This window comes from Flavobacterium johnsoniae (assembly GCF_001879205.1).
Lineage (GTDB): Bacteria > Bacteroidota > Bacteroidia > Flavobacteriales > Flavobacteriaceae > Flavobacterium > Flavobacterium johnsoniae_A.
Window position 1 is genome coordinate 82865 of the sequence record NZ_MLFK01000009.1, and the last position, 14377, is coordinate 97241.

At 35.3% G+C, this 14377-nt stretch carries 9 protein-coding genes; 4 read left to right on the plus strand and 5 right to left on the minus strand.

The features are described from left to right. Positions 1-28 precede the first annotated feature (28 nt). Positions 29-562: a sigma-70 family RNA polymerase sigma factor gene (locus tag BKM63_RS16295; protein WP_071637645.1), complete on the minus strand. Its 534-nt coding sequence runs from the start codon at positions 560-562 to the stop codon at positions 29-31. 175 nt (positions 563-737) lie between these two features. Between BKM63_RS16295 and BKM63_RS16300 the strand changes: the two genes are divergently transcribed. From BKM63_RS16300 to BKM63_RS16315, 4 genes are all read left to right on the plus strand, one after another. Further along, entirely contained in the window at positions 738-1898 is a 1161-nt protein-coding gene (locus BKM63_RS16300; protein WP_071637646.1) for a FecR family protein, read from the plus strand. 183 nt (positions 1899-2081) lie between these two features. Then, positions 2082-5402 (plus strand): TonB-dependent receptor, encoded by a 3321-nt coding sequence (locus tag BKM63_RS16305; protein WP_071637647.1) that lies wholly within the window; start codon positions 2082-2084, stop codon positions 5400-5402. 4 nt (positions 5403-5406) lie between these two features. Then, a complete protein-coding gene (locus tag BKM63_RS16310) occupies positions 5407-7020 on the plus strand; it encodes a RagB/SusD family nutrient uptake outer membrane protein (RefSeq protein WP_083572259.1) in 1614 nt (537 codons plus the stop codon). A 304-nt stretch (positions 7021-7324) separates the two neighbouring features. Continuing rightward, complete coding sequence (locus tag BKM63_RS16315; RefSeq protein ID WP_071637648.1) at positions 7325-9031, plus strand: polysaccharide lyase; 1707 nt, start codon at positions 7325-7327, stop codon at positions 9029-9031. 94 nt (positions 9032-9125) lie between these two features. Here the strand turns inward: BKM63_RS16315 and BKM63_RS16320 are convergent, their stop codons facing one another. Genes BKM63_RS16320 through BKM63_RS16335 form a run of 4 tightly spaced genes read right to left on the minus strand, consistent with a single transcriptional unit; the run spans position 9126 to position 14318 of the window. Beyond that, positions 9126-9950, minus strand: coding sequence for a hypothetical protein (locus tag BKM63_RS16320; RefSeq protein WP_071637649.1), 825 nt, complete (start codon positions 9948-9950; stop codon positions 9126-9128). A gap of 26 nt (positions 9951-9976) precedes the next feature. Beyond that, positions 9977-11458, minus strand: a complete 1482-nt coding sequence (locus BKM63_RS16325) for a hypothetical protein (RefSeq protein WP_071637650.1) — start codon at positions 11456-11458, stop codon at positions 9977-9979. Between the two features lie 5 nt (positions 11459-11463). Then, complete coding sequence (locus BKM63_RS16330; protein WP_071637651.1) at positions 11464-13002, minus strand: T9SS type A sorting domain-containing protein; 1539 nt, start codon at positions 13000-13002, stop codon at positions 11464-11466. A 32-nt stretch (positions 13003-13034) separates the two neighbouring features. Beyond that, entirely contained in the window at positions 13035-14318 is a 1284-nt protein-coding gene (locus tag BKM63_RS16335; RefSeq protein ID WP_071637652.1) for a hypothetical protein, read from the minus strand. Positions 14319-14377 lie beyond the last annotated feature (59 nt).

A 14377-nucleotide genomic window follows, 5' to 3' on the forward strand; every position in this document is an offset into this window, starting at 1 on the left:
ATTTAAATCATTCTTTTAAATTGGCGGACTAACTTTTATTGAATAATAATAAAAGCAGCACTAGTAAAGTATTGCCGTTCGCTTTTTCCCGTATAAAAGCATAAGACCTTTTCATTTGGGTCTTTACAGTATTGATAGATATATTGTATGTTTCGGCTATTTCAGAATAACTGAGATCATTTACCACGTGAGAAATAAAAATATTTCTTCGGGCTTCAGGAAGTAAATCCAATAACTTAAGGACGGCAGCAATTTTGCTGTCGTCTTTTTTTTCTAGATTTATAATGTCTTCATATTCAGGAATCGATAAGTCACCCTTTTCTACATCAATTCTTTTTATTTTTTCTACATATTGAAGGCTCAGATTTTTGATAGCCTTAGCCCCATAAGCCCTGAATGATTTGTTAATGGTGGTATTCTGATGTTTATTCCAAAAGTAAATAAAAAAATCCTGGACAATATCTTTTGCAGCTTCTCTGTCCTTTGTTATTTGGAAAGAAACCAAGCATAAAAAAGTAAAATTTTCTTTGTATAAAGTCTCTATTTCTTTGAATTGTTTCACATACAAAAATTCTTATATTATTATTAAAGCTAATATTTTATTGCATAGTTAGTAAAAAATATATTAAAAAAAAACACTTTTAAAAAAATATATTTCAAAAGACTGTCACCCTAAATATCTTTTTTGATAACATAACTATAACAACTGAATAATTATCACAAAACATAAAACAATTATGGGGATTTCACCAAACGTAATTACAGTTCTTCGAAAAATAAATTCTAAAGGAAATTTAGATGTTGAAAAATTCAAGGAATTAAGCGTTGAAGAACAAGATCTTATCAATAAACTATTTGAAGATGGATTGGTTGATGAGGCATTGAATTTTATCGATTCAATGGACGTAGATAAAAATTGGGAAGAACTACAAGCCATACTTAAACAGCAAAATGGTAAACCGGTTATACCACTATGGAAAAAAGCATTAAAGTATGCGGCTATTTTTATTGTTCTTATCGGGATAGTTTTCATAGTACAGCGCAGTTATGTAAATAATCCTGAAATAAAATTATCAGACGACCAGGTACAATTAGTTTTAGAAAACGGAGACATTCAAATTCTTAATGCAGATGGATCGGGTGAAATTGTATCGAAGAGCGGTCAGGTTCTGGGTACTCAAAAGGGAACGGAATTAAAATACAATGCATCTAATGGAATTCAAAAGACAGCATACAATCAGATAAAAATTCCAAACGGAAAGACTTTTAATCTAACCTTGTCCGACGGAACGCACGTTTACCTCAATGCAGGAAGTTCTCTGCGATACCCCGTGAATTTTATAAAAGGAATGAAAAGGGAAGTTTATCTTGAAGGAGAAGCTTTTTTTGATGTAAGCAAAGACAAACTGCATCCCTTTATTGTAAATGCTAACGCGGTTAATGTAAAAGTTTTAGGAACGAAATTTAATGTTTCTTCTTATGCAGAAGACAAAGAAGTGAGTACAGTATTGGTAGAGGGTTCAGTGAGTTTGAATAACGACGCGAAGCCAAATGAAAAAACAATGCTTAGTCCGGGATACAAGGGTGCCTGGAGTAAAAAAAGTGATAAGATTTCATTAGAAAAAGTAGATACAAGTTTGTATACGAACTGGATGAAAGGAGAGCTGGCCTTTAAAAATGAAGCTTTTGCCTCGATTATAAAAAAATTAGAGCGTACCTACAATGTGAAAATTAAAAATTATGATGATGAATTAAACGGTATCGAAATTAATGCCTCTTTTAATAAAAATATAGAAGATATAAATTCGGTAATGAACGCACTTAGCAACGTTCGTTCATTCAACTACAAAATAAACGAAGACAAATCAATAATAATAACTAAAAAGCAGCCTATATGATATAAGTGAAATAAAACTGAAGACACTTCAAAAAAACCGGAAAATAGGATCAGTATTTCCCGATTTATAAGTGAATCAAACGACGTATAGAAATTAATCATTCAAAACAACTTAAACAAAATTATGAAAAAAATAATTCTGAAGAAATTTACATGCCCATATTTTCCTAAAATTAGTTTAAAAATGAAGCTCTCGACCATCTTATTATTGGTTTCCTTATTTAAAATCCAAGCCAGTACTTACTCTCAAAATACCAAGATTACGCTCCATGTACAAGAAACCTCTATTGGACAGATTTTTAATAAAATAGAAACGATTTCCGAATTTAGATTTTTATTCGAAAGTGGTAAAATAGATGTCAATCGAAAGATTAGCTTAGATGTAAATAAAAAAAGTATTTCGGAGGTTTTACAACTACTATTTAAAGGAACAGATGTGTTGTATAAAATCAACGATCGTCAGATATTATTAACGGTAAAACTAAAAGTTCCAGCCGTAAGTAAAGAATCGAAAGCCTTACTAATAAAAAAAGACCAGACTTCAGAGATAAGCGGAATCGTTTCAGACCAAAACAAGGTGCCGCTGCCGGGAGTAAATGTTCTTGTTAAAGGCACAACAATTGGCACCCAAACAGATTTAGACGGTAAGTTTACCATCAAAGCTGCAGAAGAAAACAGCATTTTAGTATTTTCTTATTTGGGGTTTATTAATCAGGAAGTAGCGGTAAAAAATAGAGCAACAATTAATGTAACCTTATTAGAAGATGTCGCTCAGTTAAACGAAGTAGTTTTAGTAGGATATGGTGCTGTTAAAAAGAAAGATGTTACGGGAGCGGTATCGACTATAGGCAACAAGGAATTGAATCGGGTTGGAGCCACAAGCCCTATGCAGGCATTACAGACAAATGCAGCTGGGGTAAATATCTCGCAAAAATCAGGATCGGTAGGAAGCGATTTTAACATCCAGATTCGAGGCGCCAACTCACTCACAGGAGGAACACCTCTTTATGTGGTCGATGGAATAATGACTGACAATATCAATTTTTTAAATCCCAACGATATTCAGCGAATTGATATATTAAAAGATGCTTCGTCAACAGCTATTTATGGTTCTCGTGGTTCTAATGGGGTTGTAATTGTGACCACATACTCCGGAGAAGGTATGAAAAATAAAAAATCAAGCATAACTTATGCCGGTTATGTTGGACTTCGTACTATAACTAACATGCCGGACTTTCTTAATAGTTATGATGAAAGTATAACATGGACCAGAGACAGACAAGTAGCTAGGGATTTAGTTCAGGCTAATCCTATTGTAGACTCACCTACATACGGATTCCCGACAGTAATAGGCACTGACGGTACAAATTATTGGCAAGATGCTTTAGCAAACAGAAGAGGAACAGACTGGCTGGATGATTTTCTTAAAACAAGTATACAGCAAAATCATTTTATTTCCGCTAATGGTAGTAATGAAAACACAAGCTATGTAATTGGATTTGGATATCAGGGCGACACCGGTAATGCCGAAGGACAGTCCTATGAAAAATATAATTTTAAAGCCAGTATAGATGCTAGTCCGGGTGATAAATTTTCAATTGGAGCCAACATAAATTTAGCTTATTCTGACCGTGAACTGGTTTCGAGACAAGGATACACACAGCAGTTATTCAGGATGCCTTCTTATGCGGCGGCAAAAGATGCAGATGGAAACACCATTCAATCTCCTATGATTGGAATTTCAAGTAATGTAAATCCGTATGCTTTTTTAGAATCGAATTCCCAATATAATGTAGAACAATTTAATGTTTTATCTAATTTTTACTTAGGGTACAAACCCGCTAAATGGATTAGTTTAAAATCTACTTTTTCGCCTAGTGCTGTATTTCAAAGAACAGGAGAGTATTTAGACAGATTTGCGTCACGCTCTATATCAGTAGCCAGAATGTGGAACGATAACAGACTGTCTTACATTTGGGATAATCAATTGAATATTAATAAAGAAATAGGCAGACACTCTATTTCGTATGATTTTATACAATCATCCCAATACGATCGTTTGGTATCATCTTATGTATTTGGAAGGGATGTACCTTTTCAATCGCTTTGGTATAATGTGCAGAGCGCACCGCAAAGAGACGCTTCTTCAGGATTTAGCAAAAGCACTTTGCTTTCATTTACCAATAGATTTAATTATTCATTCAATGATAAATATTTGGTTACGGCTACCATTAGATGGGATGGCTCCTCTAAACTGTCACCCGGTAACAAATGGGCTTCATTTCCTTCAGCAGCGGTAGGGTGGAAAATAAAAGAGGAATCTTTCTTAAAAAATGTTTCTCAAATAGATAATTTGAAATTACGGGTAAGTTTTGGTTATACAGGAAATAATAATATTGCGCCGTATTCTTCACAATCGGCTTTAAATTCACAAACATATTACGATTGGGATGGCACATCGGCTAATGGTTTCCTTCCTAATACACTTTCTAATTCTAAATTAACCTGGGAACGAACAAGAGAATGGAATTTTGGAACTGATTTTGGTTTTTTTGGAAACCGAATTACAGGCGAGATCAATTATTACGATCGTCTTTCTGAGGATTTATTAATGAATCGCAAGTTAGCCACACCAACAGGCTGGGCAAATATGATTGACAATGTAGGTTCAGTAAGCAACAGAGGACTTGAAGTTCAGCTGAAAACAATAAACATTGATAATCCTGATTTTAAATGGGAAACCAGTTTTATATTTTCTACCAATAAAAACAAAATTGTTGAACTTTATGGTGCCAAAAAAGACGATGTTGCTAACAGATGGTTTATTGGCCAGCCTGTAAATGTCGTTTACGCAATGGTTTTTGATGGAGTTTGGCAGAAAGATGAATTGGCACCGGCTGATCAAAGAACTCTGGAAGGAACAGCAAAAGTAAAAGATTTAAATGGCGATGGCAAAATTGATATTGATCATGATATGAAAGTATTAGGATCTCCTTCACCTGATTGGATTGGGACGTTCTCTACGACTTTCACCTATAAAAACTGGGACTTAACCGGCGTTGTATTTACTAAACAAGGGGTCTACGTTTTTAGTCCATTTCATAAAGAATTTACAGATTTTAACAGTAAAGTCATTTTGGATGTGCCTTACTATGTGAGAGAAAACCCTATAACACCAGCCAGAAGCTCAAATACCTATCCTCAGGCTACCTTTACGGGACAATATTGGGGTGAAAGCGCCCAGGCATATGGGTATCCGGGATTTAATAAAGATGCCTCATTTGTTCGAATTCAGAACATAACATTAGGATATAATTTTAATTCTAATTCATTATCAAAAATTGGTTTATCGTCACTAAGAGTATATGCTAATGTACTGAACCCTTTCACATTTACTAAATATGATGGCTTTGACCCTGAGTGGGCAGGTGCAGAAATGTCTGGCGTAGACGCCACAAATACTGCTTATGTAATCTATCAGCTTGGTGTTAACGTTAAATTTTAATAAGATGAAAAATATAAAAAATATAAAAACGATTGTAGTTCTTTTAGTGCTTATAGTCACAGGTTGTTCAGAATATTTAGAGGAAGACAATCTGGGTAATACAACTGCAGAAAACTATTATACTACAGAAAAAGGATATGAAGGACTGGTAAATGCAGCTTATGCATCGTTACGCAATGTATATCAGCCCACTCCGTATATGTTTTGCGCAGGTACAGATTTATTTTTTAATGCTCATGAAGAGGTTCCGGCAGGACTGGCATCTTATCAGAATTTGACACCCGGAACAGCAGAAGTTGATGTGTTTTTTAGTACTTTGTATCAAAGCATTCAAAAGACCAATATGGGATTGGCCTATGCTGAAAAAACAGAAGATTTCTCGGCACTAAAAACGAGAGTTGCGGAGTTAAAAACAATTAGAGCCTATTATTATTTTCTCTTAGTTCAGAATTTCGGCGATGTAACTTTGGTAAAGAACATGATAGATGAACCGATAACCCATTTTGAGCGAACACCTGCCAAAGAGGTGTATGAGTTTATTATTGATGAATTAAAACAAGCTATCGTCGATTTGCCTCCAACTCAAACTGATTTTGGACGAGTAACGCAGCGTGCAGCCCAGCATATTCTGGCTAAAGTATATTTGACGCGTGGATATGAATCATTTGCTGCTCCTTCAGATTTTAGTGATGCCGCAGTGCTTGCAGATGCTGCAATTGCCAGTCAGGGGCTAAATTTAACTTTCGACAAATTATTCGAATATAATAAAGACAAAAACGAAGAGGTTTTATGGTCAATTCAGTATTCCCCGGAATCTACTCAAAGCGGAGGATTGTCGCATAATTGGGATTATCCATGGGGACCATTAGTTCAGGGAGCTAATGATGGAGTTGTAAAGAAAAGTACACTGCATCCAACCCAATATTTATTGACATTGTTTGAAGATAATGATACCCGATTTGAAGGAACATTTTTAAATATCAAAACTACCCCTTATTCGGGCTGGAGATTAAATCCTGCAAACACTCCTGTTGCTTATTATTACCCGAGAACGGCGGCACAAATTGCTGATGTACCGGCATGGAGAGCAGCAGATCCTCTTAATCGTACAAAAACTATTATATCTCCAATTTCAGATCATTGGTGGGATCGTTTGAATACTACGGATTATCCGGCTCTGAAAAAATATGACAGAGTACAAACATCATCACCATCTATTCAGTACACCCACGATTTGTATTTAGCAAGATTAGGAGAAACCTATTTAATTGCCGCGGAAGCCTATTTTAAATCAGGAAATACTGCAAGCGCGTTGGCACGTATCAATACTGTAAGGCTGAGAGCCGGTGCTTCTGAAAAAGCAAGTGTAGATTTAGATTTTATTTTGGAAGAAAGAGCGAGAGAATTGGCAGGTGAAGGTTTTAGATGGCTTGATTTGAAACGCACCGGAAAACTTATGGAATATACCAAGGTGAGAAATCCGGATATTAAGGCACTTTTTGACAGCGGAATTGATCCATTTTTAGGAAAAGGAGGCAATTTTAAAATACTTCGTCCAATTCCATTATCAGCGATAGCATTGGATTCTGGAGAATATGCCCAAAATCCGGCATATTAAAGATTGTTAGGTTAAGTTCAGTTAGTTTTTTTTTTGCTGCATAATACCCATATACTCCAAAATAGGATGTATGTGGGTTTATGTATGCTGTTTCTTTTAAAAAAATCTGCCTGCAATTGATTATGTAATGGATAATAAAATGTCAAAATCCAGCAATTTCGTGATCTGATTGCAATCCAAACAATTTTACGACTCACACCAACATTTACCACTTGGTATAAATGTGTTGAATAATGTGAAATCATAATAGAAAAATAAATAGACATGACCTTAAGTGGTTTAATCAACAAACTATAAAAAATATATGCAAAATATTCTGGTAAATATCATTTTTAAGCGCGCTATTACGGCTGTTTGCTTTTGTTTCGTTTTTTCATCAGTGTATGCACAATATCCTGAAATTCCTAAACCGCTTCAAGATAAAACAGACGCTGTTTTAGCAGATGAAGAAAAAAGACTGGATGAAATATGGAATGCTAACTATCACATTATAAAAGAAGAAGCCAGACAAGGACGTCCTTATGTTCCGTGGGCTTCTTATCCAAAAGATTTGGTACAAGCCGACATTCCTGCATTTCCGGGTGCCGAAGGCGGAGGTGCTTTTACTCAGGGAGGCAGAGGTGGTAAAATATTTATAGTGAACAGTTTAGAAGATAGCGGCAAAGGAACTTTTAGAGAAGCCTGTGAAGCAGTAGGGGCAAGAACTATTGTATTTAATGTTTCGGGAATAATTAAGTTAAAAAAGCCTATTAGTATGCGCGCACCTTATGTTACCATTGCCGGGCAGACAGCTCCTGGTGACGGTATTTGCATAGCTGGAGAAACTTTAGAAATAAATACTCATGATGTTATCATCAGACACATGCGTTTTAGACGTGGAGCTACCGATGTTACCCGAAGAGATGATGCTCTTGGCGGGAATGTTATAGGAAATGTTATTATAGATCACTGCTCGGTAAGCTGGGGACTCGACGAAAATATTTCGCTTTACAGACACCTTTTTCAGGTTAATAAAAAAGCGGTATTAGAAAAATTGCCAGCCTGTAATATTACTATTCAGAATACAATATCTGCTGAAGGATTAGATGTCTACAATCATGCTTTCGGAAGTACAATTGGAGGACTAAACAGTACTTTTCTAAGAAATTTATGGGCCGATAATATTTCGAGAAATGCTTCGATCGGAATGTACGGCGACTTTAATTTTGTAAATAATGTGCTGTTCAATTGGTGGAATCGATCTCTGGACGGGGGAGACCATCGCTCTTTATTCAATATTATCAATAATTATTTTAAACCAGGACCAATCACGCCAACAGATCAGCCTATTCGTTATAGAATCTTAAAACCGGAATCTCGCAACATGGAACCTAAAACTTTTGGCAAAGCGTATGTTAATGGGAATTATATAGTGGGGTCTCCGGAAGTAACGGCTGATAACTGGAATGGCGGAATTCAGTTGGAAGATCTTTCATTAGAAGATGCTAAAGACGATTTAGCTTATATCAAACAGACAAAACCATTTTCAATGCCGCACATTACCATTATGAAGGCAGAAGAAGCATACGAGTTTGTATTAAACAATGTGGGAGCGACTCTTCCCAAAAGAGATGCCGTTGACGAACGCGTTATAAAACAAGTCCGTACAGGAAAAATTGAGGTGAAAGACGGTTTAGAAAATGCAATCGGTTCAGAATTCATAAAAAGAAGACTCCCGGCTGATTCATATAAGAAAGGAATTATAACCAGTCCGGATCAAGTAGGAGGTTACCCAGACTATAAAGGGAAAGCATACAAAGATTCGGATAATGATGGTATTTCTGATGCTTGGGAGAAAAAATACGGTTTAAATCCAAATGACGCTTCTGATGCGAACAAAGATTTAAATAATGACGGTTATACTAATATTGAAAAATATTTTAACGGTATCGATCCAACACAAAAAACAGACTGGACCAAAATCAGTAATAATACGGATACACTGGCTCAGTTAAAGGGATTACTGCAGTAATGATTAAAATAGAATACGAGCCATTAAAAATGGCTCGTATTTTTTTTAGTGTAAAACACTTTGTTCAAGTAAACTTAAAATATTGATTTTGGAATCAAGGTTTTTTTCTTTTACTGCCAATTACTGTTATTCCATTACGAGTGGGTTTGTCAGTTTCAAAAAAACGTGTACCATCTGTTATGTAACTGCGAATGTAGCTGGATGAATTTTTTAACGTCTTTAATAAATGATCGAATCTATTTCCGCTAAGCTCGAAATTACTGTTTCCGTCCTTAATTATATTTAAGTAAATTTCACCATTATCGCCTTCCTTATAAATACCGTCTGAATCCAAAACATAGTAATTAATATGTGTTGGAGCGTCATATAATGAAGCATAAGCATCATTACCATTTTTAGCCGATTTCATTCTCTGATCTTTCGGGATTTTGAATTTCAATGTGTCCAGTTTGTTTAACTGTATATTCGAAATTTCCTTATCTAGTTCATAAGATAACACCATCAGGTATTGTTTCTTTGTCTTTTTATAGGTAAAATATATTTCAGAATAACAGTAAACATGAGGGCTAGGATAGTCCTGAGGTTTAAGGTTTTTGAATTTAGCCTCGTAATCTGTCAGCTGTTTTTCAGAGAATGATTTAGGAGGAAGGATGTAGGCGTTAGCTTCCTTAGCATAGTCTTTAAAAGCAGGTGGATAGTTTTTGGCACAATATCCCCAGTACCAGGCCGGCTTATAGGCAGTTTCAACTGGTTTATGAGCGTATATGTAATAAGGGCTATCGTAATAAATAATTTTATCTATTGTTAAATGCTCTAGTTTTTCGTAACTTTTAGTTTTTTTATTGTTCTGTGTTTGTGCACATAAAATCAATGGTAGTAAAAAAAACAATTTTAAGAGAATTGCATATTTGAGTTTCATAATGACTTTTATTTATGTTTTAGTATTTATTCAGTACTATAAATTATCCATGGACTGAATGGAATGTCCTGTTCGTTCCATATTGGAAAACTTCCGGCAACTATTTCACATTTTTCTTCTAAAGTACCAATATTGACTTTTACGGACAAACTGTAATCAGCACCAACTTCACCGATCTTGAGGTGAGGAGTTAAAAGTATCACTCTTCCCAAATTATTAGCCAGTAATGTACCGCCTACTTTAAAATATCCGATATTAACTGTTCCTGTAGCTGCGGCGCATAATTTATCTTCATCTCCAATAACAGCAGAGACTCCTCCGGAAAATGCTGTAAAACCCAGTTCAAATCCGCCTTCAAATTCTGCCGTGGCCTCTGTAGAATCATCAAAGATACCTTTAATATTTGCAGAGCCCGTACCAGTGCCTAAATCAATTGTCGCGTATAAATGCGCAATCCCAGTTTCGTAGATAGGAATTTTGATTTTTGGCATTGTCATGGTGTATGTCCCTTTTAAGTCTATAGATGTTGCCTTACCTGTTCTCGTTCCATCGTTTAACATGTCTACATTCCATCTCTCTATAGTTCCAGTGAAATCTAAGGCTTTTTGTCCCTCGGTAACTTTAGTTCCCTTTGCCTCCACAAAATTTCTAAAGACATCACTTACGTCGTTAATTTTTTCTTTTATCTCATTAATTTGAGCTGAAAAATTAGCTTTACCTTCATTTACAATTTCAATCTTGCCACTTGTAGATAATGCTTGAGTAATTTTCATGTTAAAATTAGAAGTAGAACTTCCGGAATACGAAGCAGAAATTCCATTACTGGTTATGCCTGTGCCGGACCATATTGGGTAATTTGATCCAATGGCAGGTGTGAACTTGTCAAAGGCCAGAGAAATATTTGCAGTTCTGTCAGAATCTTTTTTTACCATAACCAAAGCTTTGCCATTAGTTGCTACTCTATTTGGATTATTTCCGTCAGTAATAATAAAATTAGGACTGCATTGATTGGCTAAGTTGTAATAAGTGTCATCACAATCTTTACCCATCGAAGTGCCTAAATACCAATAGTCTACCGGGTCATTGATTCCTGGACTAATGTCTTCCTTTGTTATAGCTACTGCCGAATGAAAGGCATCTGTGTCCTGGTCTTTGAACCAAAGAAAAAATTGCGGATTTTCTTCAATCTGATGGAGAAGTTCCTCCGCATCGGCTGCGCCGCTTCCTCCTGAAGAAAAGTCATAATCATAAGCTTCAAATGAATGTAATACATTCCATAAATAAATATAGTCTTCTGTGAAATTGTTCTGTACATTAACATTGTCCAGATGATTCATATTGCATCCTGAGCCTACGCAAACTTCGTTTAACCATCCCAAATTCCATAGATAACCTGGGTCGTCCATTGGAGAGCCTCCGTTTCCGCCATTATAATCCTGGGCAAAAGTAAACTGCCCCGTTAATAAACAAAAAAAAGTTAATACTATAAAAATAAATTTATTTCCCATTAGTTTTATTGCTTAATTAAAATTGTTGTTTTTATCTCATTGTTATATTTTAATCTTAGGGGATAATAGCCTCCTGGCAGATTCAAATTAATTGTCTTGCTTTGATGTCCTGCTTTCATTTGCTTCCATTCACGGCTGTATAAATTAACTCCATTCATGCTGTAAATTTCCATGCTGACATCCATATCCTTATCGAGATCAAAGCTTAAATTAAATTCGCTTAAAACAGGATTTGGGTATATTAATACCGAAGAAAGACTTTCCTTTGTTGAATTGACAGCTTCGCTTCTTTCCATTATTAAATACATGGGTTTCTCATTTTCATGCCTTTTGCTGTCATAAAGCTGAATGTTACCTGCGAGAAATAAGGCATCATCGGCCTGTATCAGTTGGATTTGTGCTTCTTTTATGTCGTATGGAGTAGGAGCACTTTTATGGTAATAATCTAAAAGCTCAATCTTAGAATCCTCAAATACAATTTTATTATTCTGCAGTTCTGCTTTTAATTTAACATTTTGACCTGTTTTTTCTTTTATATTACCGACTAGCTTTTTACCATTTTGATTAAAATTTATTTCTAAAGGAATACTGGAAATGATATTCTGCCCGCTCCAGTCGTAACGGATTAAGCTTCCCCTATAATTTCCAGTAAGGCTATTATTTAGAGGCAGCTGTTTAACTTTTATGAAAGTTTTTGGAGCTTCGGTACTGTTAATATTTGTTACCTCTTCAAATGGTCTTGATACTGTTTTAGCTTGGTTTGGCTCAGCATTTTCTGGCTGAGATTCAGCTAATTCACGATCTGAAGATTTAACTCCCAGTGCTGCTGATTTGGTGAGCCAGTATTTTGCTTTTTCATTATCTATAGATGTTCCATAACCGTTTCTATAGCATAATCCAAGCATATACATCCCATATTTATCGCCTTTCTGGGAAGCAGATTCAAAAAGCTCCAACGCTTTAGAATAATTCTGCTGACAGCCAAATCCTTTGTAATATAAATAACCCTGAGAATAAAGACAATGTACATTTCCATTTTCTGCACCCTGTCTGAATATATCCATGGCGGCTGTGTAATCCTGAGGAACGTCAATTCCGTCTTTGTAAATCTCAGCCCATTGCTGCCATGCTTTATTGTATCCAGCCTTAGCAGCTTTTTCAAAATATGAAACTGCTTTGGCTATATCTTTAGCTTTTCCAATTCCTTCCTTATAAAGAAGAGCTAAATTATACCAGGATTTGGCATATCCGTTTTCTCCTGCTTTTTCCAGCCATTTTATTCCTTCTGTTTCGTTTACAGGAGTTGTTATTCCCTTAAAGTAAATTAATCCGAGTCCATTCATGGCTCTTGCACTACCCTTAGAAGCCAAATGAGTGTAGGTAGCTACAGCTTCGCGTGGATTATAGCTTAGCTGACCTTCGATAAGCTGTTTTTCTGCTTTATACAAAGCATTTCTGTCAGCATGTGATTCCTGCGCGTCGCATAGAATGGTTCCCATACCGCAGAGCAGTAATGAAACTGCTTGTTTAGTAATTCTTTTCATGGTTTATATTTATGGTTTAGATAATTCATATTTTACCAGGTCAGCTCATTTTTGGTAGCAATGCCTTTGGATTTATTTCGTGCGATTAAATCCAACTTCTTTAACAGGACTGGTTTTTTCTGTTCTATATCTCTCCTGTAAAATGAGTATTCTGATGTATTATACATTCTTGCTTTCTCATCAGCTATTAAAAATTGAAGCTGATAAGCAGCAAATTCCTGTATTACAGCATCCTGATTGAGACCTTTTATCAATCCTTCCATTTCCAGTTTTTTCCAGTTTTTCTGCGCTACTTTTAGGGACTGGTTTTTATTTTTGCTTGCGAGCCAGATGTCTATTTGTTCAGGAGTTAAAATCTTGATGATATTATCATATTCTGCAGGCTCTTTAATTGGTAGTTTGCTTGTGAGATCCCTTTCTTCATTTTCAAATCTTATTGCTACAAGCTCCTTGTACTTCGCTAGAATAGTATCAGTTTGTGAAGCAGTAAGTTTTACATCTTTTTCATATTTTATGATAGTTGAATAGGTGTTATTTTTATAATCCCCTGCGGATAATATATTGGCTCTAATTAAAAGCGGAGTTTCCTGAAGAGCAATTTTTTCAGTCTGTAATGCAAGTTTCTTTTTGTCGTATTGTTCCGAATCTATATCCAGATAACCATTTTTAATGAGATGGTATTTTTCCAGTTCGGCATACTGGCTGTCGCTGTTTTTATCTGTAATTAGCTTAAGTTGTTTAATTCTTTCCCAGTCCTTTTTTGCATCTGCCTTTGATTTATCACTGTAAACAATCTGAAGTAACGAGACATATTGATCTTTGTTAAGTATTTCGCTAAGTTTGGTGTTATAAAAAGTTATAATTTCTTTTTTATCGGTAAGATGTTCATTAAGTAAAAAATCTTTTTGTTTTCGGAGTTTAGTTATCTGATCGGGATTAAGTTTTAAATCTGATGCAAATTTTAATGCAGTTAAAAAACGGTTGCTTTTATCATTTTCAAACTCATAAATATCATATTGATATGATGTTAGTATTGGTTTAAGAGTCTGGCTGTCATTATTGTAAAAAGATTCAAGCTTTGAGAAAGGCTGTCCGCTGGCAAGGCTTTTATTAGCAAGGCTGTCTTTTATAAAAAAGCTTCGTCCTATTTTTAACTGCTGTTCTTCACTAAGATTCACTACTGATGACAGCTGCTGTACTTTCCATACAATGTGTGCGGGAAGGTTTTTAACTGCTTTATCACTGATTTGAGCGCTAAGAAATACCGGATAGATCAGCAGTCCAAGCATTAATGCAGGTAAGGTTTTGTTTTTCATTTTTTGATAGTTAAGTAATTATTTTTTTTTTGTAATCGATTACATTTTTTAAGAAAAAA

Excerpts from the sequence above, each read along its gene's own strand:
- BKM63_RS16300 (WP_071637646.1), top strand. The coding sequence starts at position 738 with ATGGGGATTTCACCAAACGTAATTACAGTTCTTCGAAAAATAAATTCT.
- BKM63_RS16305 (WP_071637647.1), top strand. The coding sequence starts at position 2,082 with ATGAAGCTCTCGACCATCTTATTATTGGTTTCCTTATTTAAAATCCAA.
- BKM63_RS16310 (WP_083572259.1), top strand. The coding sequence starts at position 5,407 with ATGAAAAATATAAAAAATATAAAAACGATTGTAGTTCTTTTAGTGCTT.
- BKM63_RS16315 (WP_071637648.1), top strand. The coding sequence starts at position 7,325 with ATGCAAAATATTCTGGTAAATATCATTTTTAAGCGCGCTATTACGGCT.
- BKM63_RS16320 (WP_071637649.1), bottom strand. The coding sequence starts at position 9,950 with ATGAAACTCAAATATGCAATTCTCTTAAAATTGTTTTTTTTACTACCA.
- BKM63_RS16325 (WP_071637650.1), bottom strand. The coding sequence starts at position 11,458 with ATGGGAAATAAATTTATTTTTATAGTATTAACTTTTTTTTGTTTATTA.
- BKM63_RS16330 (WP_071637651.1), bottom strand. The coding sequence starts at position 13,002 with ATGAAAAGAATTACTAAACAAGCAGTTTCATTACTGCTCTGCGGTATG.
- BKM63_RS16335 (WP_071637652.1), bottom strand. The coding sequence starts at position 14,318 with ATGAAAAACAAAACCTTACCTGCATTAATGCTTGGACTGCTGATCTAT.